Raw genomic sequence first — 19856 nt, 5'->3', positions numbered from 1 at the left:
CTGTCACTCTCCCGCCATGCACCTTGCCCCTCGCGTACTGCGCCGCGCGATATCCGCCGCAACCGTAGCCCTGCTCGCCACCGCCGTCGGCTGTGCCCCGCAGCCGGAGGACAAAGCCTCCGACCAGGCCTCCGGTTCGACCGCGACCACCTGCGCCAAGGGCAAGTTGGCCACCCAGACCTCCGGCAAGCTGACGATCGCCACGGACGAGCCGGCGTACGAGCCGTGGTTCGAGGACGACAAGCCCGCCAACGGTAAGGGCTTCGAGTCGGCGGTCGCCTACGCCGTGGCGAAGCAGCTCGGTTACGACAAGAGCGCCGTCGTCTGGCAGAGCGTCCCCTTCAACAAGGCCTTCGCGCCCGGCGTGAAGACCTTCGACTTCGACATCAACCAGGTGTCGATCAGCACCGAGCGCAAGAAGGCCGTCGACTTCTCGTCCGGCTACTACGACGTGCGTCAGGCCGTCATCGCGCTCAAGGGCAGCAAGGCCGCCAAGGCGACGAGCATCGCGGGCCTGAAGGGCCTCAAGCTGGGCGCCCAGGTCGGCACCACGAGCCTGAACTACATCAGCGACGTGGTGAAGCCGACGCAGCAGGAGGCCGCGTTCTCCAAGAACGACCAGGCCGTCTCCGCGCTCAAGAACGGCCAGGTCGACGCGATCGTCACCGACCTGCCGACCGCCTTCTACATCACCTCGGCCGAGGTGACCAACGCCAAGATCGTCGGCCAGTTCGAGAACCAGGGCGGCACGCCGGAGCAGTTCGGGCTCGTCCTCGACAAGGGCAGCGACCTCACGTCGTGCGTGACGTCGGCCGTGGACGCGCTCCGCAAGGACGGCACGCTGGCCGCGCTGGAGAAGCAGTGGCTCTCCGACGCCGTCGACGCCCCGGTCCTCAAGTGACCGTGGTGAAGGACGACTCCGGCCGGGAGGCCGCGGACGACAAGGGCGACATGCCCGGCGGGGGCGACGGTTACGTCCCCTCGCAGCGACGGCTGGACCGCGAGCGTCACAAGCGCACGCGTGCCCGCCGCGCGACCGCGATCGCCGCGGTGTCGACCCTGGTCACCGCCGTCGTCCTGTACGTGGTCGTGGTCAGCGCGCCGGGCTGGGAGCGCACCAAGGAGACCTTCTTCGACGGGCACTACGCGCGCGAGGCGTTCCCCAAGGTCCTCGAAGGGCTGTGGCTGAACATCCGGCTGCTGCTGATCTGCGGCGTGCTGGTGCTCGTCCTGGGCATGCTGATCGCCATCGCGCGCACCCTGCGCGGGCCCGTGTTCTTCCCCCTGCGGGTGCTGGCGGCCGCGTACACGGACTTCTTCCGCGGGCTGCCGCTGATCATCAACCTGATGATCGTGGTCTTCGGAGTGCCCGCTCTGCGCCTCCAGGGCGTGACCGTCGACCCCGTGTGGCTGGGCGGTGCGGCGCTGACGCTGACGTACTCGGCGTACGTCGCCGAGGTGTTCCGCGCGGGCATCGAGTCCGTGCACCCCTCGCAGCGCGCCGCGGCCCGCTCGCTGGGCCTGAGCAACCGGCAGGCGCTGCGGCACGTGGTGCTCCCCCAGGCCGTACGCCGACAGGTGCCACCTTTGTTGAACGATCTGGTGTCCCTCCAGAAGGACACCGGGCTTGTGTCGATCGGCGGCGCGATCGACGCCGTGCGGGCGTCCGACATCATCGCGCAGCGCGCCCTGAACTACACGCCGTACATCGTCGCCGGGCTCGTCTTCGTCGCGTTGACCATCCCGATGACCCGCTTCACGGACTGGGTGACCGCGCGGATGGACAAGCAGCGCGCCCAGGGAGGCACGACATGAGCACCGACAACACCGCACCTGTGCTGCGCATGGAGTCCGTCCGCAAGACCTTCGGTACGTCGGTCGTCCTGCGGGACGTCGACCTGGAGGTCCCGCAGCACACGGTGACCGCGCTGATCGGCGCCTCCGGTTCCGGCAAGTCGACGCTGCTGCGGTGCGCGAACCTCCTGGAGGACATCGACGACGGCGCGATCTGGCTGGACGGCGAGGAGATCACCGACCCCCGCGTCGACCAGGACGCGATACGGCGCCGTATCGGCGTGGTGTTCCAGGCGTACAACCTGTTCCCGCACATGACCGTCCTGGAGAACATCACCCTGGCCCCGCGCCGGGTGCACGGCGTGTCCCGCGCGGAGGCCGAGGCACACGCGCGTGAGCTGCTGGAGCGGCTCGGGCTCGGGGACAAGGCGGGCGCCTACCCGGACCGGCTGAGCGGCGGTCAGCAGCAGCGGGTGGCGATCGTGCGCGCCCTGGCCGTACGTCCCCGGCTGCTGCTCTTCGACGAGATCACCGCCGCGCTCGACCCCGAGCTGGTCGGTGAAGTGCTCGCCGTGGTGCGGGACTTGAAGGACGAGGGCATGACCATGGTGCTGGCCACGCACGAGATGGGCTTCGCCCGGGACGTCGCCGACCAGGTGTGTTTCCTGGACGGAGGCGTCGTCCTGGAGCGCGGCACGGCCCAGCAGATCTTCGGCGACCCGCAGCAGGAGCGCACGCGGCGCTTCCTGCGACGGATCGTGGAGGCGGGCCGCCTGTGACCGGCCGTCTGTAACAGGTGGTCTGTAAGGGGCGTACGCCAGAAGGCCGGTGCTTACGCCTGACGCGTCGGCCTCACGTGTCGGCCTTCCCCGCGCCCGCCAGCGCGGCGACGCGCTCCACGCCGAACACGTACCCCTGCACACCGCACCCCGCGATGACACCGTCGGCGCGCAGCGAGACGTACGAGTGGTGCCGGAACGACTCGCGCTGGTGGATGTTGGAGATGTGGACCTCCAACACGGGTAGCCCGTCACAGGTGTTGAGGGCATCCAGGATCGCGATGGAGGTATGTGAGTACGCCCCCGGGTTGATCACGATGCCGCAGTGGTTCAGCCGCGCCTCGTGGATCCAGTCGACCAGTTCGCCCTCGTGGTTGGACTGCCGGAAGTCCACCGTGCCGCCGTGCGCGGCCGCCGCCTTGACGCACAGGGTCTCGACGTCGGCGAGTGTGTCGGAGCCGTAGATCTCCGGCTGGCGCTGGCCCAGGAGGTTCAGGTTGGGGCCGTTGAGGATCATGATCGGGGCGTTGGCCAGGGTGCGGGGCACGGTTCCTCCGGTCCGTTCGGACGTGTCGTTCGAGGCGGGGCCGCCGGTCGACGGCCGCTGCTCGGACCCGGTCTATCACGACCCCTCCGCGCCTCCGCGCGCCCCCGTAACCGTTGCTCACTGTGGGTAGTTGACGCGGCATGCACGATGTACGCACCGTAAGGCCCCCTTCCATGCTGCGCCTCGCGGCCGCCTCCCTCGCCGGAACCGCGATCGAGTTCTACGACTTCTTCGTCTACGGCACGGCGGCCGCCCTGGTCCTCGGCCCCCTGTTCTTCCCGACGTTCTCGCCGGTGGCGGGGACGCTGGCCGCCTTCGGGACGTTCGGTGTGGGCTTCGTGGCGCGGCCGCTGGGCTCGATCCTGTTCGGGCACTTCGGGGACCGGCGCGGGCGGCGGCCGGTCCTGGTCGCCTCGCTGCTGCTGACCGGCGCCTCGACGGTCGCGGTCGGCTGCGTACCGTCGTACGGCTCGATCGGGGTGGCCGCTCCCGTGCTCCTTCTGTGCTTGCGATTTCTGCAGGGGCTGGGACTCGGCGGGGAGTGGGGCGGGGCGGTGCTGCTGACCGCCGAGCACGCGCCGGCCGGGCGGCGCGGGCTGTGGTCGAGCTTTCCGCAGATCGGGCCCGCAGTGGGGTTCCTGCTGGCCAACGGCGTGATGCTGGCACTGTCGGTGACCCTGACCGACGCGCAGTTCACGCAGTGGGGCTGGCGGGTGCCGTTCTGGGTGGCCGGGGTGCTTGCCCTCGGCGGGCTGTGGCTGCGTTCGTCGCTCGTCGAGAGCCCCCGGTTCCTCGAGATCGACGACCACGCGCGTGTGCCGCTCGCCGAAGTCGTGCGCGACCACTGGCGGTTGGTGCTGCTGACCGCCGGGGCGCTGTCCGTGGGGTACGCCGTCTTCTACGCGGTGACGACATGGTCCCTCGCCTACGGCACGGAGCGGCTCGGCGTCGGCCGGACCGTCATGCTGGCCTGCATCATGGCCGCCGTGGTGGTGAAGGGCTCGCTCACCCCGCTGGTGGCGCTGCTGAGCGACCGTTACGGGCGCCGTCCGCTGTGTCTGCTGGGGTGCACGGCCGCCGCGCTGTGGATGTTCCCGATGGTCGCGCTGCTCGCCACGGGTGCGCCGCTGCTGATGTTCCTCGGGTTCCTGGGGGCGCTGCTCGCGTTCGTGACGATGTTCGCCGTGCTCGGCGCGTATCTGCCGGAGCTGTACGAGCCGCGGGTGCGCTGCACGGGTGCCGCCGTGGGCTACAACCTCGGCGGGGTTCTCGGCGGCGCGCTCACCCCGATCGTGGCGACGGCGCTCGCCGAGCACAGCGGACGCGTCCCCTGGGGTGTGGGCGCCTATCTGACGGGGGTCGCGCTGTTCAGCCTGGGCTGCTTCGCGCTGCTGCCGGAGACCAGGCCGGTGGGGGTGGTGGCCGCAGAGCCGGTCACCGGGTGAGGACCTGCGCGGCGGGGGGACGTAGACCGACAGGGAACATAAAGCGGCAGGAGACGTAAAGGCTTGCGCAAGCGTTTACGTGCCGTCCGGAACGCCTCGCGCTACGCAACTGCGCGCGTTACGGATTGATCGCCAACTCCAAGTACGCTGCGAACAGCACCAAATGGACTCCGCCCTGGAGCGGTGTCGCCCGTCCCGGCACCACCGTCAGCGAACTCACCACAATCGTCAGGGCGAGCAGCACCATGTGCGTGGAGCCGAGGCCGAGGACGAGCGGGCCGGAGAGCCACACCGACGCCAGGGCGACGGCGGGGATGGTGAGGCCGATGCTGGCCATCGCCGAGCCGAGCGCGAGGTTGAGGCTGGTCTGCACCCGGTCGCGGCGGGCGGAGCGCAGGGCGGCGATGGTCTCGGGGAGCAGCACGAGGAGCGCGATGATCACGCCGACGACGGCGTGGTGCAGCCCGGCCGCCTCGACGCCGGACTCGATGGTCGGCGACACGCCCTTGGCCAGTCCGACCACGCCGATCAGGGCGAGGCCCAGCAGGCCCAGGCTGATCAGGGCGGTGCGGGCGGACGGCGCGTCCGCGTGGTGGTCCTTGGTGATCGCCTCGCCCTGCCGGGAGACCGGCAGGAAGTAGTCGCGGTGCCGGACGGTCTGTGTGGCCACGAAGAGGCCGTACAGGGCGAGTGAGGAGAGCGCGGCGAAGGTGAGCTGGGCGGCGGAGAACTCCGGGCCGGGCTTGCTGGTGGTGAAGGTCGGCAGGACCAGGCTGAGCGTGGCCAGGGTCGCCACGGTGGCGAGGGCGGCGCCGGTGCCCTCGGGGTTGAAGACCGCCGTGCCGTGCCGCAGCGAGGCGACGATGAGGACCAGGCCGACGATGCCGTTGCAGGTGATCATGACGGCCGCGAAGACGGTGTCCCTGGCGAGGGTCGAGCTCTTGTCGCCGCCGTCGGCCATCAGGGTCACGATCAGGGCGACCTCGATGATCGTGACGGCGACAGCGAGGACCAGGGAACCGAAGGGTTCTCCGACGCGATGGGCGATCACCTCGGCGTGGTGCACCGCGGCCAGCACGGCCCCGGCGAGGACCAGCGTCACCAGGGCGACGACCACGGCGGGCAGATCCTTCCGCCCCCAGGTGAAGACCAGGAGGACGGCCGCGAGCACCGGTACGAGGGTCGTCCACCGGTGGGTGAGCGACCTCAGCCGAGTGATCATGAAGCGATCCTCGCAGAGGCGTACGGGCCCCGCATTCCGGCGATGCGGGGCCCGCCCGGCGCTACTTGAACTCGGTCATGTCCAGTACGTCGCAGTCGGTGAAGGACGGCGGCCTGGTACACAACGCGGCCATCTGCTCCGCCATTTTGGTGGTCTCGGGGTCCTGGCTGTTGCGCATGGCGTCCTCGTACGAGTCGAACTCGATCACGACGAGGACATGGCCGGGATTGTTCCGGTCGCGCAGGACGAGGCGGTGGGTCGGCCCGCCGGTACGGCCGGCCATCCGCTTGTCCACTTCCTCGGCCACCGCCTGCATCTCGTCGAAGCGATCGGTCTCGAAGTCGACGATCTGCACGAACTTCTGCGATACGTCCATGGATACCTCCACCCGTCCGTGGCGCTCCCGGACCGGTCGCGCTCGGTATCCAACGAAGCACCGGGAGCGATGGTCGGCAATTCATCGTGCGGTGCTCCCGGTGATCGTTTCTCCTACGTCCGACGTGGTCAGGCGTCGATGCTGTCCTTCGGAGCGCCTTCGGTCCCGGACTGCGCCGCCTCGGCCGCCGCCTGCTTCTTGTTGGCCATCAGGCTGGTGATCGTGGTGACGATCAGGACCGCGCAGATCACGCCCAGCGAGACCGGGATGGAGATCTCCGGGACATGGACGCCGGACTCGTGCAGCGCGTGCAGGACCAGCTTGACGCCGATGAAGCCGAGGATGACCGACAGGCCGTAGCTGAGGTGGACCAGCTTCTTCAGCAGGCCGCCGATGAGGAAGTACAGCTGCCTCAGGCCCATCAGCGCGAAGGCGTTGGCCGTGAACACGATGTACGGGTCCTGGGTCAGGCCGAAGATCGCGGGGATGGAGTCGAGGGCGAAGAGCACGTCCGTCGTACCGATCGCGAGCATCACGACCAGCATCGGGGTCATGACCCGCTTGCCGTTCTCCTGGATCCACAGCTTGGTGCCGTGGTAGCGGTCGGCCACGCCGAAGCGGCGCTCGGCGGCCTTGAGCAGCTTGTTCTCCTCGAACTCCTCTTCCTCCTCGTCGGCCCGGGCCTCCTGGATGAGCTTCCAGGCGGTCCAGATGAGGAAGGCGCCGAAGATGTAGAAGACCCACGCGAAGCTGGCGAGGATGGCCGCGCCGGCCGCGATGAAGATGGCCCGCAGGACCAGGGCTATGAGGACGCCGACGAGCAGCACCCGCTGCTGGTACTGCGAGGGCACGGCGAACTTCGCCATGATCAGGACGAAGACGAAGAGGTTGTCGACGCTCAGCGACTTCTCGGTGATGAAGCCGGCGAAGAACTCCCCACCGGCCTGGCCGTCCCCGAAGACGAGCAGGCCGAGTCCGAAGAGTCCGGCGAGGGCGATCCAGACGATCGTCCAGATTCCGGCTTCCTTGATCGACACGTCATGCGGCTTGCGGCCGATGAAGAAGTCGACCGCGATGAGGGCGGCCAGCCCCACGATGGTCAGGACCCACAGGGTCACGGAAACATCCACTACTGCTCCTCCGGCGGTATTAACGGCAAATGGTCAGCGTCGTCGCTACCGGAGGTCTCTTCCACCTTGGACGGGCGCCCAGGGCCGACGCCCCGGGATCTGGCCTGATCCGTATTGACGGGTACGCCGCAGCAGATAGGGAGTACTCCCCTCCGTACGGAAAAGCCTACCCCAACCACCAAGAAAAGGTAAAGTGATTACCAAAGAAAGGATAAAAGCGCAGGTGAGAGCTCTTTACCTGCGCTTGGTGCGGGCCGTCGCGACCTCCGTGAGCACCTGCCGCAGCACCTGGCTGCCGGGCGGCACGAGCGGGGGCTCGTACGTCCAGGCGTGTCCGACCCACGGGTCGGCGAGGTGGTCGTCGGGCAGCGGGGTGAGTCGCATCAGCGAACGCCAGAGAGGGTCGAGCAACGGGCCGTAGCCCGCGGCGTCCTCGCGGTCCGCGACCATCATCAGATGGACGCCGACGCTCGGGCCCTCGTCTGCGAGATAGCGCAGCTGGGTCACGGCCCGGTCGTCGAAGCCGTGCGGGAAGTCGTTGACGATCAGCAGCTGCTCGGCCGTGTCGAGACCGGGCGGCAGCGAGTCGGCGGCGCCGCCGCGAATCGCCATCTGCACCAGGTCCACCCGCTGTGTGAGCCGGGTCAGGACGTCCGCCACCCCGGCGGCGCCCATGGCGGGCGGCGCCGCGAGCACACCGGTGTGCACCAGCGGGACCAGTGCCTGCGCCGCCGAGCCGGCCGGGTCGATGACGTGCACGGCGAACTCGCCCGTCGGATAGACCGCGAGCAGCCGGGCCGCGTGCGCCACGGCCGTGTCCAGCGCGAGGCGCCGCAGCTCGTGGGAGTCGGTGAACGAGCCGTCCAGAGACTCCGCGTTACCGCTGTCGATCCACAGGCCGCGCTCCAGCGGTAGCCGGACCAGCATCGGGATGCGCAGCTCGGGGCTCTCCGGGAGGTGGAGATCGCCGAGGCGCAGGGCCATGGGGATCTCCATCGGGACGCGGTAGCCGTGCCAGACGGGGTTGTCCCAGCCGGCGAACGCCGGCGGTAGCGCGGGTTCCACCACCTCGGACTCGGCGGCCAGCTGGGCGATGTCCCGGTCGAGGGCCGCCCGTGCCTGGTCGACGAGTTGGGCGTGCTTGACCTGGGCCGCCTCGCGGACCGCGTCGCCCTGGCCGCCGATCCGGCTGCGCGGGTCGGACAGGGCCTGGTCGAGCTCCTTCTCCATGCGCGAGTCCGCGAAGTCGACCGCGCTGCGGTACGCGGCCATGGTGCGCGCCAGGTCCTCGAACATCCCCCACACCTGGTTGTACAGCCGCTCCTCCATCGACCACCCGGTCGCGTCCCCGGCGACGGGCCGCGCGGGCTGCCCGGGCGCGGCCGGGGGTGCGGTCGGCGCGGGCTGCGGGGGCGCCCCGGTCTGCCGACGCGGGTGGCTGTAGTCGACCGGACCGCCGGCGGCGGGAGCGGCGGGCTGGGCGGGGGCAACAGGCGGAGTGGCCACGGAGGGGTCCGCGGGCGCGCCGCCGCCGGGGTATCCGGACTGCGGCGCCACGGCCCCCGGGGTGCCCTGCGCCCCGTACGGAGACGTCGGCTGCGGTGCTACGGCTCCGGGGGCGCCCTGTGTCGTGGAGCCGCTCCCCTCGGGGCCGAGGGCCGGTGTGGCCGTCTGGCGGGTGCGGTCGCCGTCCGGGGTGCGCGGCGGGGGTGCGGCCACGGAGCGGGCGAGGCCTTGGGCCACCGCTTCGTTGATGCTGCCCGCGAGGTGCGAGGCCTGGGGCAGGCCCTGGTCGGTGAGGAGTTCGGCGAGGCCGCCCGCGTAGCCCTGGCCCACCGCGCGCACCTTCCAGGCACCCTGTCGGCGGTACAACTCCAGGGCCACGACGGCGGATTCGGCGTCCAGGCCGGTGATCGTGTAGCTGGCGACCTCGGTGCCGTCGAGGCCGGTGACCGCGACGAAGGGCGCGGCCACGGCGCCGAAGCGCACGGGGCCGTCACCGCCGAGGGGCAGGGCGAGCAGCACGCTGACGCGGTGCACGGCCTCCGGCATCGCGCCCAGGTCCACGGCGAGGCGGTGGTCGGCGGCCGCCTGCTTGGAGACCTCCAGGCCGGGCAGGGTGGGTGTGCCCGGGTGGGCCACCCACTCGACGCCGTGGATCCTGCCGTGCTCGTCGCCCAGCGTGGCGGCGGCCACGACCGGCTTGCCGGCCGCGACCCGGATCTCCAAGTGCACCTGGGAGAGCGGGTGGTTCTGCCCTCGCACCAGCTCGGCTGCCATCGCTCTCGTCCCCCTGCTCAGCCGTGTCGTGTCGTGTGCGCCGGGCCGCCCTACAGGTGCGGCAGGATCGCCGGCATCAGGTCCTGGAAGGTGCGGCCGTTGGTCGGCGTGCCGAGGGCCGTCAGCGTCCAGCCCGAGCCGGAGCGGTGCACCTTCGCCATGATCTGGGCCGTGTACTGGCCGCCGCCCGCCAGCGTGTAGCGGGCCAGCTCCTGGCCGTTGGTCTCGTCGACCAGGCGGCAGAACGCGTTCTGCACTTCCTGGAAGGTCTGGCCCGTGAAGGAGTTGACGGTGAAGACGATCTGGTCGATGTGGACCGGCACGCGCGCGAGGTCGACGAGGATCGCCTCGTCGTCGCCGCCCTGGCCGACACCGCCGACGAGGTTGTCCCCGGTGTGGCGCACGGAGCCGTCGTCGCTCACCAGGTGGCGGAAGAACACCACGTCGACCGGCTGCTTGTCGGCGAACAGCACGGCGGACGCGTCGAGGTCGATCTCCCGGGTGCGCGAGCCGAACAGGCCGCGCCGGGGAGCCGCCTGCCAGCCGAGACCCATGCGCACAGCGGTCAGGCCGGTCCCGTCGTTCTTCTGCAGACTGATGGCCTGACCCTTGGTCATGTTGACGGTCACGGCTGTTCCCCTCTCGAACTGTCCCCAGTTGCCGCGGAATCCGCGGATGTCCAGAACCCTACGCAGCGCCACTGACAGTGCCGAACCCCGCATCGGACTTTGTGTCGGTCTTGCAACACAGAGCGCATACCCCGAGGTCCGGCGGTCCATCCGGGAGATCAGGCCAGGCCGCCCTCCTTCATCTGCCGCAGCTCCTTCTTCATCTCGTGCACCTCGTCGCGCAGCCGGGCCGCGACCTCGAACTGCAGGTCAGCGGCGGCGGCACGCATGCGTGCCGTCATCTCCTCGATCTGCTCGGCGAGTTCGGCCGCGGGACGGTCGGTGGGCACCGTGTCCTTGGCCCTGCCCTTGGCCGCCTTCGCGGCCTTGCCGCCGAGGGCGGGCACGGGGGCCTTGGCACCCTTGCCGTCCTTGGCCTTGCGGTAGCCCGAGCCGAGCAGCTGCTCCGTGTCGACGTCCTCGCGGGCGATCTGCGCGACGATGTCGTTGATCTTCTTGCGGAGCGGCTGGGGGTCGATGCCGCGCTCCGTGTTGTACGCGACCTGCTTCTCCCGGCGGCGGTTGGTCTCCTCGATGGCCTTCTCCATCGCCGGGGTGATCCGGTCGGCGTACATGTGGACCTGGCCGGAGACGTTGCGCGCCGCGCGGCCGATGGTCTGGATCAGGGAGGTGCCGGACCGCAGGAAGCCTTCCTTGTCGGCGTCCAGGATGGCCACCAGGGACACCTCGGGGAGGTCGAGGCCCTCGCGGAGGAGGTTGATGCCCACCAGGACGTCGAACTCGCCGGAGCGCAGCTCGCGCAGCAGCTCGATGCGGCGCAGGGTGTCGACGTCGCTGTGCAGGTAGCGGACCTGGATGCCGAGTTCGAGGAAGTAGTCCGTGAGGTCCTCGGCCATCTTCTTGGTGAGCGTGGTGACCAGGACCCGCTCGTCCTTCTCGGTGCGCTTGCGGATCTCGTGCACCAGGTCGTCGATCTGGCCCTCGGTGGGCTTGACGACGACCTCGGGGTCGATCAGGCCGGTGGGGCGGATGATCTGCTCGACGGCGCCGTCCGCGCGCGACAGCTCGTACTTGCCCGGGGTCGCCGACAGGTAGACCGTCTGTCCGATGCGCTTCTGGAACTCCTCCCACTTCAGGGGGCGGTTGTCCAGCGCGGAGGGCAGTCGGAAGCCGTGGTCGACGAGGGTGCGCTTGCGGGAGGCGTCGCCCTCGTACATGGCGCCGATCTGCGGGACCGTGTTGTGCGACTCGTCGATGACGAGCAGGAAGTCTTCCGGGAAGTAGTCGATCAGGGTGTTCGGCGCGGAGCCGGGCTCGCGGCCGTCGAAGTGCATCGAGTAGTTCTCGACGCCCGAGCAGGAGCCGATCTGGCGGAGCATCTCCAGGTCGTACGTCGTCCGCATGCGCAGGCGCTGGGCCTCCAGGAGCTTGCCCTGCTTCTCCATCTCGGCCAGCCGCTCGGCGAGTTCCTTCTCGATGTCGTTGACGGCCCGCTCCATGCGCTCGGGGCCGGCGATGTAGTGGGAGGCCGGGAAGACGTAGAGGTGCTCGTCCTCGCTGATGATCTCGCCGGTGAGCGGGTGGAGGGTGGAGAGGGCCTCGATCTCGTCGCCGAACATCTCGATGCGGACGGCCAGTTCCTCGTAGACCGGGAAGATCTCGATGGTGTCGCCGCGGACTCGGAAGGTGCCGCGGCTGAAGGCCACGTCGTTGCGCGTGTACTGGATGTCCACGAAGCGGCGCAGCAGCTGGTCGCGGTCGATCTCGTCGCCGACCTTGAGGGGGACCATGCGGTCCACGTACTCCTGCGGAGTACCGAGGCCGTAGATGCAGGAGACGGAGGCGACGACGATGACGTCGCGGCGGGTGAGCAGCGAGTTGGTCGCGGAGTGGCGCAGGCGCTCGACCTCCTCGTTGACCGAGGAGTCCTTCTCGATGTAGGTGTCCGACTGCGGGACGTAGGCCTCGGGCTGGTAGTAGTCGTAGTACGAGACGAAGTACTCGACCGCGTTGTTCGGCAGGAGCTCGCGGAACTCGTTGGCCAGCTGGGCGGCCAGGGTCTTGTTCGGCGCCATCACGAGGGTGGGGCGCTGGAGCTTCTCGATCATCCACGCGGTGGTGGCGGACTTGCCGGTGCCGGTCGCGCCCAGCAGGACGACGTCCTTCTCACCTGCCTCGACGCGTCGGGCCAGCTCGGCGATGGCCGCCGGCTGGTCGCCGCTGGGCTGGTAGGAACTGACGACCTCGAAGGGCGCCACCGTGCGTTCGATGTGGGAAACGGGCCGCATGGAACCAACCGTACGACCCGCCACTGACAACGGGGTCGGATCAGCGGTTCTGCGGGGTGCGGGAGCGGCGGTGTCCGAGCTCACGGGCGGCGCGGACGGGGGTGCGCCGGGGGTGCGGGACGACGGCGCCGGCCGGGACTCCGGGCTTGTGCTCGACGGGGATCCGGGCGGGCTTCCCCATGATCATCAGCGGGTCGAACATCACGACGACGCCGGCCAGGACAAGGAAGGCGAGGGGGCCGATCATCATGGGCGCGAGCAGGGACGCGGCCGACACGCCGTCGGTGGTCGCGGCCGTGCCGTGGACGTGGACGCTGAGGGCGGCCATGCCGGTGTAGTGCATGCCGGCGACGGCGAGCCCCATGACGAGGCTCGCGCCCACGCTCCACAGGAACCCGCGGACCTGTCCGGCCGCCCAGAGAGCGGTGATCGCGGCCACGACCGCTATGACGACGGAAGCGGACACAGTGAACGTGTTGTATTCGAGCTTTCCGTTGAGGCGCATGCTGGCCATGCCCAGGTAGTGCATCGAGGCGATGCCCAGGCCGGTGAGGGTGCCGCCGGTGAACAGCGCCGTCCCCTTGGCTCCCTTGTAGCCGACGATGAAGATCCCGACGCCCACCATGACGATGGCGACGGCGAGGCTCGCGAACGTCATCGGTTTGTCGTAGTGGACCGGTGTCTGGCGGACCGAGAAACCCATCATCGCGATGAAGTGCATCGTCCATATGCCGGAACCGATCGCCGCCGAACCCAGGGCGAGCCATCCGGGGCGCCAGGACTGGGTCACGAGCATCGATCTGGTGGTGCAGCGCAGGCCGAGGGCGCCGCCGAGGCACGCCATGAGGTAGGCCACCAGCGGTGTGACGAGTCCGTAGCTGAATCCGTCGACCGTGCCCTGCATGCGCAGTTACCCTTCCGCCCTGTTCTGTCCCCGGAACTCCTGAAACGCGCCCAGCCCCAGGACCGCGGGAACGGTCAGGGTCGACGCAGAGAGTATGACCCCCACCGGAATGGTCGAACGATTTTCCGGCAAAGAAACACGGCCCTGCCCCAGTTGTGCGGCACCGGTGAGCGGACTTGGGCAACTCCATTCATTCTGTGTCCATCCTGTACCCCACGGGTAGTGACGTTCCGCTGTCACTCTTGAGCTGTATGTGATCGCTCGATGCGAGGAGTACGCATGCACCTGCGCGCAGTTGCCGCCTCGACCACCGCGCTCCTGGGGGCCGCCGCCCTTCTGCTCCCCTCCCCCGCCGCCCGGGCCGGGGCCGCCACCGAGTGGCCCACGGTGGTGGCCCACCGGGGCGCGTCCTCCTATGCGCCCGAAAACACCCTGGCCTCCATCGACAAGGCGGCCCAGCTCGGCTTCCAGTGGGTCGAGAACGACGTCCAGCGCACCAAGGACGGCGAGCTCGTCGTCATCCACGACGACAGCCTGAAGCGCACCACCGACGTCCAGAAGGTGTTCCCCCATCGAGCTCCCTGGAAGGTGAAGGACTTCACCGCCGCCGAGATCGCGCGCCTCGACGCGGGAAGCTGGTTCGGCCCCGCGTTCACAGGCACGCGCGTGCCCACGCTCACGCAGTACATGCGCGAGGTGGAGCACAACCACGAGAGCCTGCTCCTGGAGATCAAGAACCCGGAGCTGTACCCCGGCATCGAGCAGCAGACCCTCAAGCTCCTGGGCAACGAGGGGTGGCTGGACGAGGGGCACCTCGACGACCGGCTGATCGTGCAGAGCTTCAGCGCCGACAGCATCCGGATCGTCCACGACCTGAAGCCCGCCATCAGGACCGGCTTCCTCGGCACGCCCGCAGTGTCCGCCCTGCACGAGTACGCCGCCTTCACCGACCTGATCAACCCGTCGTACGGCTCGATCTCGATGGGCTACGTCTCCGCCGTGCACGGGCACACGGGCCCGCACGGGCGTCCGATGGAGGTGTACGCCTGGACCGTCGACGACGCGCCCACGGCGTGGAAGGTCGCCGGGTACGGCGTGGACGGGCTCATCACGAACAAGCCGGACGTGGTGCGGTCCGCGCTGAACGGGTTCTGAGGCGGCTCGCGGGGCGTTGTCAGTGCCGGGTCGTACGGTGGGCGCATGGACAGCCATGGGCAGAACGAGCAGCGGGTCGTGTGGACCGTCGTCGGCACCGACATCGGTCCCCTGCTGCTGGCCGCGACACAGGACGGCCTGGTCAACGTCGTGTTCCACGCCACGGACGCGGTGCGCGACAAGACCCTCGACCGACTGGCGTCCCGGCTGGGCACGGAGCCGGTCGAGGAGCCCGATTCCCCCTTGCTGGCCGAGGCGATACGTCAGATCGAGGCCTACTTCGCCGGTGACCGACGCGACTTCGAGCTGCCGCTCGACTGGTCCCTGATCTCCGGCTTCAACCGGCAGGTGCTGCGCGAGCTGGCGTCCGGTGTGCGGTACGGCTCGGTCGTCGGGTACGGCGATCTGGCCGGGCGGGTCGGGCAGCCGGGCGCGGCCCAGGCCGTGGGGACGGCGATGGGGTCCAATCCGCTGCCGGTCGTCGTGCCGTGCCATCGGGTCGTCGAGAGCGACGGCGGCATCGGCGGGTTCGGGGGCGGCCTGGAGACGAAGAGGAAGTTGCTGGCGCTGGAGGGGGTGCTGCCCGAGCCGTTGTTCTGAGGGCTCGGGCGGACCGGGAATCAGGGGGGACGCTGTGCTGGTGAGGACCGGCTTCACGTGCGCGTGCGGCAACGGCGGTACCGGGTGCGCGCCGTGACCGCCGTCGAGGGGCGGGACGCGGTGCCTGTCGCGGCCGACCGGCTGCCCGCTCTGCGGCGCCGGGTGTCCGGCGTACTGATCGCGACCCAGATCCTGGGCGGGCTCGGGGTCGCCACCGGGATCGCGCTGGCCGCCGTACTGGCCAAGCAGGTCAGTGGGACCGAGTCGCTGTCCGGGCTGGCGCCCACGGCGACCGTGACGGGCACCGCGGTGCTGTCGATGCCGTTCGCGGCGCTGATGACGGCGCGTGGTCGGCGTCCCGGGCTGGTCCTCGGGTATCTGGTCGGGGCGCTGGGAGCCGGTGTCGTGGTGCTCGCGGCGAGCATCGGGAGCTTTCCGCTGCTGCTGTGCGGCATGGCAGGGTTCGGGGCGGCCTCGTCGGCGAACCTTCAGTCCCGGTTCGCGGCGGCCGATCTGGCCGAGCCGGAGCAGCGGGCCCGGGCCATCTCCCATGTCGTGTGGGCGACGACCATAGGGGCGGTCCTCGGACCCAACATCGCCGCGCCCGCGGGGCGTAGCGTCTCGGGGCTCGGGATACCGGCGGCGGCCGGGCCCTTCCTGTGGGCGGGCGGGATCTTCGTGGTCGCCGCGGTCGTGGTCGCCGTACTGCTGCGGCCCGATCCGTTGTTGACGGCCCGGGCGCTCGCGCCGGACGAGGACCGGTCGCCCGCCGCGCGGTCGCTGCGGGCCGGGTTCGCGGCGGTGGCGGCCTCACCGCGGGCGCGGCTGGCGCTGGTGACGGTAGCCGTGTCGCACACGGCGATGGTGTCGGTGATGGCGATGACGCCGGTCGAGCTGGGCCATCACGGGGCGAGCATCGATCTGGTCGGGCTGGTGATCAGCGGGCACATCGCGGGGATGTACGCGTTCTCGCCGCTGATGGGGAGGCTCTCCGACCGGGTCGGGCGGCTGGCGGGGATAGGGCTCGCGGTGGGGCTGCTGGCCTGTGCCGCGTTCATCGCCGGTACGGCGGGCGGGAGTCACGGGCGGATCGCGCTGGGGCTGTTCGTGCTGGGCCTGGGCTGGTCGGCGGGGCTCGTCTCCGGCTCGGCGCTGCTCACGGACTCGGTGCCGCAGCCCGCGCGTGCCGCCGCGCAGGGCCTGTCCGACCTCACGATGAACACCTCGGCGGGCATCGGCGGGGCGGTGGCCGGACTGGTGGTCGCCGAGGCGAGCTACGGCTGGCTGAACCTCGCCGCGGCCTGCCTGCTGATACCCCTGGCCGCGCTGGCCCTGCTCACCCGCTCCCGGAAGATCCCGGTTTCCGATGTCCCGCGAAGGGTGGCCGGGAGGCCGAGCCGGTAGCAGACTCCGCCGTGCGCACAGCCACTGGCATCCGGGGGATCGGAGCCGAAGGGACGGCGAACACGCATGAGTGGAAGCGGAAACAGGGCAGTCGCGTATCTCAAGCCGGGAGCGGTCGAAGTCAGGACCATCGACTACCCGACGCTTGAACTGCAGGACGGGCCGGGAGTCGCCCCCGCCAACGTCGGCCGAAAGGCCCGGCACGGGGTGATCCTGAAGGTGCTCGCCAGCAACATCTGTGGCAGCGACCAGCACATGGTGCGCGGCCGGACGACCGCGCCCGAGGGGCTGGTACTCGGACACGAGATCACCGGAGAGGTCGTCGAACGGGGTCCGGACGTCGAGTTCATCGACGTGGGCGACATCGTCTCCGTACCGTTCAACATCGCCTGCGGGCGGTGCCGCAACTGCAAGGAACGCAAGACGGGCATCTGCCTGAACGTCAACCCGGCCCGCCCCGGGGCGGCTTACGGCTATGTCGACATGGGCGGCTGGGTCGGCGGCCAGGCCGAGTACGCCATGGTCCCGTACGCGGACTTCAACCTGCTGAAGTTCCCGGACCGGGACGAGGCACGCGAGAAGCTGCTCGATCTGACCATGCTGTCGGACATCTTCCCGACCGGTTTCCACGGCGCGGTCACCGCGGGCGCCGGAGTCGGGTCCACGGTGTACGTCGCCGGGGCGGGTCCGGTCGGTCTGGCGGCGGCCGCGTCGGCGCAGCTCCTGGGCGCCGCGGTCGTCATCGTCGGCGACCTGAACGCCGAACGGCTGGGCCAGGCGAGGAGTTTCGGCTGCGAGACCGTCGACGTCTCGCGCGGCGACATCGGGGAGCAGATCGCCGAGATCCTCGGCGAGCCCGAGGTGGACGCCGCGGTCGACGCGGTCGGCTTCGAGGCACGGGCACACGGCCCGAACGCCCCGGAGGCGCCGGCGACCGTCCTCAACTCGCTGATGGGCATCACGCGCGCGGGCGGTGCCCTGGGCATCCCCGGGCTGTATGTCACCGCCGACCCCGGCGGGGTCGACGAGGACGCGAAGAGCGGCACCCTGAAGGTGCGGCTCGGACTCGGGTGGGCCAAGAGCCACGGGTTCACGACCGGTCAGTGCCCGGTGATGACGTACCACCGGAGTCTGATGATGGCGATCCTGCACGGGCGCGTGCACATCGCCAAGGCCGTCAACGCGACCCCGATCGCGCTGGAGGACGCACCGCGCGGCTACGCCGAGTTCGACCAGGGCGCCAGCCGCAAGTACGTGCTCGATCCGCACGGCACGCTGGCGGGCATCAGCCCGGTCTGACGCACGGGAAAGTGGGGGCCACGCACGCGTGGCCCCCTTTTTCCACGTTGCCGCTGGTGGTGTCTCCCACATTCCGCGAGGGTTTGACCGGGCACGGCGCCCGCCAGGGATGAGGGAAGACCGAACAACAGGAGGCGCGTGGTGCTGGTGGTGTCCGAGGAAGTACGTGAGGCGATCGACGCGCGTCGACCCGTGGTGGCCCTGGAGTCGACGATCATCGCGCACGGGCTGCCGCGCCCGCGCAATCTCCAGGTGGCGCTGGAGCTGGAGGCGGCGGTACGGCAGGAGGGTGCCGTACCCGCGACAGTCGCGGTGCTGGACGGGCGGCCCCATGTCGGCCTGGACAAGGAGCAGTTGGAGCGGGTCGCCAACGAGGACGGGATCCGCAAGCTGGGCCACCGCGACCTGCCGCTCGCGGTGGCGGCGGGGGCCAGCGGGGCGACCACGGTGTCGGCGACGGCGCTGCTCGCGGCCCGGGCGGGCATCCGGGTGTTCGCGACCGGGGGGCTCGGCGGGGTGCACCGGGAGTGGACGGTGACGCAGGACGAGTCCGCCGACCTGGGGCTGCTGGCGTCCACCCGGATCACGGTGGTGTGCGCGGGAGTGAAGTCGATCCTGGACGTGCCCGCGACTCTGCAACGCCTGGAGACGCTGGGCGTGGCGGTCGCCGGGTACGGCACGGACCGCTTCCCCGGCTTCTACCTCTCCGACTCCGGGTATCCGGTGGAGTGGACGCTGGAGACCCCCGAGCAGGTCGCAGCCGTGATGCGGGCGCAGGACGCGCTCGACGCCCCGAAGTCGACGCTGATCGTCGCCAACCCCGTGCCCGAGGACGAGCAGTTGGATCCCGAGCTGCACGCGCGTGTGCTCGCCGACGCGCTGCACGCGTGCGAGGCGGAGGGCGTCACCGGGCAGGCGGTCACCCCGTTCCTCCTCGGATACCTGGTGGAGCACACCGACGGTGCCTCGCTGAACGCCAACCTGGCGGCCGTACGCGGCAACGTACGGCTGGCGGGACGGATCGCGGCGGCCTGGGCCGAGGCGTGACACCGGAGCCGAACGGCGCGCTCCTGGTCGTCGGCGACGTCGTCACGGACGTCGTCGCCCGGCACCGGGGGCCGCTCGCCCCGGGGACCGACACCGCCGCCGCGATCCGTACCGTGCCGGGCGGCGCGGGCGCCAACGTGGCCTGCTGGGCGGCCCATTGGGGCTGCACGGACGTACGGCTGCTCGGTCGCGTGGGTGCGGACGCGGCGGTCTGGCACGAGCGGGAGCTGGTCGCCTCCGGTGTGCGGCCCCGTCTCGTCGTCGATCCGGAGGCGCCGACCGGGACGGTGATCTGCCTGGTCGACACGGGGGCGGCGGCCGAGCGGACGTTCCTCACCGACAGCGGCGCGGCCCTGCGGTTCGATCCCGACGACTGGTCTGACGCGCTGCTCGACGGCGTCATACGGCTGCACCTGTCGGGCTATCTGCTGTTCTCGGAGCCGAGCCGGGCGCTGGTGGCCGTGGCGCTGGAGTCGGCACGCGCGCGTGGGGTGCCGGTGAGTCTGGATCCGGCGTCGGCGGGCTTCCTGGTGGAGCTGGGCGTCGACCGTTTCCTCGCGCTCGTCGAGGGGGTGGACGTCCTGCTGCCGAGCCGGGACGAGGCGTGCCTGCTCACGGGGTTGCCCGATCCGGCGGACGCGGCGGCCAAGTTGAGCCGCCATGTCCCCCTGGTGGTCACCAAACAGGGCGCCGAGGGAGCCCTGGTCGCCCACTCCGGCATGGTCCACGCACGCGTACCTGCCGTGCCGGCCGTTCCCCAGGACACGGCGCCTGTTCGGCGGCGGCTTCCACTGCTTCACGCTCGACACCGTCCGCCGCGGCGGCCCCGAGGACTACCTCACCTGATCCCGCCGCCCGGCCACCCGCCGGCTGCGGCACGCGGATCTCCTCGTCGAGCGGACGCGCCGCCAACTCGACCATCCGCTGCCCCCAACCGACGACCTCCTCGGAAGCCGA

General features: G+C 70.4%; 18 protein-coding genes. 10 read left to right on the top strand and 8 right to left on the bottom strand.

Annotation, left to right across the window (positions count from 1 at the left end):
- The first annotated feature begins 16 nt into the window (after positions 1-16).
- The 3 genes from ACNFOC_RS22430 to ACNFOC_RS22420 are packed head-to-tail and all read left to right on the top strand — an operon-like array spanning position 17 to position 2573.
- On the top strand, positions 17-901 hold the full coding sequence (locus ACNFOC_RS22430; protein ID WP_416960883.1) for an ABC transporter substrate-binding protein: 885 nt from the start codon (positions 17-19) through the stop codon (positions 899-901).
- On the top strand, positions 898-1815 hold the full coding sequence (locus tag ACNFOC_RS22425; RefSeq protein ID WP_416960882.1) for an amino acid ABC transporter permease: 918 nt from the start codon (positions 898-900) through the stop codon (positions 1813-1815). The genes ACNFOC_RS22430 and ACNFOC_RS22425 overlap by 4 nt, the downstream gene beginning before the upstream one ends.
- Positions 1812-2573 carry an amino acid ABC transporter ATP-binding protein gene (locus ACNFOC_RS22420; protein ID WP_416960881.1) on the top strand — a complete coding sequence of 254 codons (762 nt, stop codon included), beginning with the start codon at positions 1812-1814 and terminating at the stop codon, positions 2571-2573. The genes ACNFOC_RS22425 and ACNFOC_RS22420 overlap by 4 nt, the downstream gene beginning before the upstream one ends.
- A gap of 73 nt (positions 2574-2646) precedes the next feature.
- On the opposite strand, the gene aroQ is transcribed toward ACNFOC_RS22420, so the two are convergent.
- On the bottom strand, positions 2647-3120 hold the full coding sequence (gene aroQ, locus ACNFOC_RS22415; RefSeq protein WP_416960880.1) for a type II 3-dehydroquinate dehydratase: 474 nt from the start codon (positions 3118-3120) through the stop codon (positions 2647-2649).
- A 173-nt stretch (positions 3121-3293) separates the two neighbouring features.
- On the opposite strand from aroQ, the gene ACNFOC_RS22410 reads away from it, so the two are divergent.
- Positions 3294-4565 carry an MFS transporter gene (locus tag ACNFOC_RS22410; RefSeq protein ID WP_416960879.1) on the top strand — a complete coding sequence of 424 codons (1272 nt, stop codon included), beginning with the start codon at positions 3294-3296 and terminating at the stop codon, positions 4563-4565.
- Positions 4566-4683: 118 nt separating this feature from the next.
- Here the strand turns inward: ACNFOC_RS22410 and ACNFOC_RS22405 are convergent, their stop codons facing one another.
- The 7 genes from ACNFOC_RS22405 to ACNFOC_RS22375 form a co-directional block, all read right to left on the bottom strand.
- On the bottom strand, positions 4684-5787 hold the full coding sequence (locus ACNFOC_RS22405; RefSeq protein WP_416960878.1) for a calcium:cation antiporter: 1104 nt from the start codon (positions 5785-5787) through the stop codon (positions 4684-4686).
- A 61-nt stretch (positions 5788-5848) separates the two neighbouring features.
- On the bottom strand, positions 5849-6163 hold the full coding sequence (locus ACNFOC_RS22400; protein WP_416960877.1) for a hypothetical protein: 315 nt from the start codon (positions 6161-6163) through the stop codon (positions 5849-5851).
- Between the two features lie 128 nt (positions 6164-6291).
- Positions 6292-7293 (bottom strand): TerC/Alx family metal homeostasis membrane protein, encoded by a 1002-nt coding sequence (locus ACNFOC_RS22395; protein WP_416960876.1) that lies wholly within the window; start codon positions 7291-7293, stop codon positions 6292-6294.
- Between the two features lie 234 nt (positions 7294-7527).
- The gene (locus ACNFOC_RS22390) at positions 7528-9573 is read right to left on the bottom strand and encodes a TerD family protein (protein ID WP_416960875.1); all 2046 of its coding nucleotides are present in this window, start codon (positions 9571-9573) and stop codon (positions 7528-7530) included.
- A 50-nt stretch (positions 9574-9623) separates the two neighbouring features.
- Positions 9624-10202 carry a TerD family protein gene (locus tag ACNFOC_RS22385; RefSeq protein WP_019060481.1) on the bottom strand — a complete coding sequence of 193 codons (579 nt, stop codon included), beginning with the start codon at positions 10200-10202 and terminating at the stop codon, positions 9624-9626.
- Positions 10203-10360: 158 nt separating this feature from the next.
- On the bottom strand, positions 10361-12490 hold the full coding sequence (gene uvrB / locus ACNFOC_RS22380) for an excinuclease ABC subunit UvrB (protein WP_416960874.1): 2130 nt from the start codon (positions 12488-12490) through the stop codon (positions 10361-10363).
- A 40-nt stretch (positions 12491-12530) separates the two neighbouring features.
- Positions 12531-13394, bottom strand: coding sequence for an MHYT domain-containing protein (locus ACNFOC_RS22375; protein ID WP_416960873.1), 864 nt, complete (start codon positions 13392-13394; stop codon positions 12531-12533).
- 279 nt (positions 13395-13673) lie between these two features.
- Between ACNFOC_RS22375 and ACNFOC_RS22370 the strand changes: the two genes are divergently transcribed.
- The 6 genes from ACNFOC_RS22370 to ACNFOC_RS22345 form a co-directional block, all read left to right on the top strand.
- Positions 13674-14549 carry a glycerophosphodiester phosphodiesterase gene (locus ACNFOC_RS22370; protein ID WP_416960872.1) on the top strand — a complete coding sequence of 292 codons (876 nt, stop codon included), beginning with the start codon at positions 13674-13676 and terminating at the stop codon, positions 14547-14549.
- A 45-nt stretch (positions 14550-14594) separates the two neighbouring features.
- A complete protein-coding gene (locus tag ACNFOC_RS22365; RefSeq protein ID WP_416960871.1) occupies positions 14595-15149 on the top strand; it encodes a methylated-DNA--[protein]-cysteine S-methyltransferase in 555 nt (184 codons plus the stop codon).
- Between the two features lie 93 nt (positions 15150-15242).
- Positions 15243-16553, top strand: coding sequence for an MFS transporter (locus ACNFOC_RS22360; RefSeq protein ID WP_416960893.1), 1311 nt, complete (start codon positions 15243-15245; stop codon positions 16551-16553).
- Positions 16554-16619: 66 nt separating this feature from the next.
- Positions 16620-17852, top strand: a complete 1233-nt coding sequence (gene fdhA, locus ACNFOC_RS22355; protein ID WP_416960870.1) for a formaldehyde dehydrogenase, glutathione-independent — start codon at positions 16620-16622, stop codon at positions 17850-17852.
- A gap of 138 nt (positions 17853-17990) precedes the next feature.
- A complete protein-coding gene (locus ACNFOC_RS22350) occupies positions 17991-18899 on the top strand; it encodes a pseudouridine-5'-phosphate glycosidase (RefSeq protein ID WP_416960869.1) in 909 nt (302 codons plus the stop codon).
- A partial coding sequence (locus tag ACNFOC_RS22345; protein ID WP_416960868.1) for a carbohydrate kinase family protein occupies positions 18896-19856 on the top strand: 961 nt, incomplete at its 3' end. The genes ACNFOC_RS22350 and ACNFOC_RS22345, both read left to right, overlap by 4 nt.

This window comes from Streptomyces colwelliae (assembly GCF_048158785.1).
GTDB lineage: Bacteria > Actinomycetota > Actinomycetes > Streptomycetales > Streptomycetaceae > Streptomyces.
This window is presented reverse-complemented; position numbering and strand designations above follow the sequence as displayed.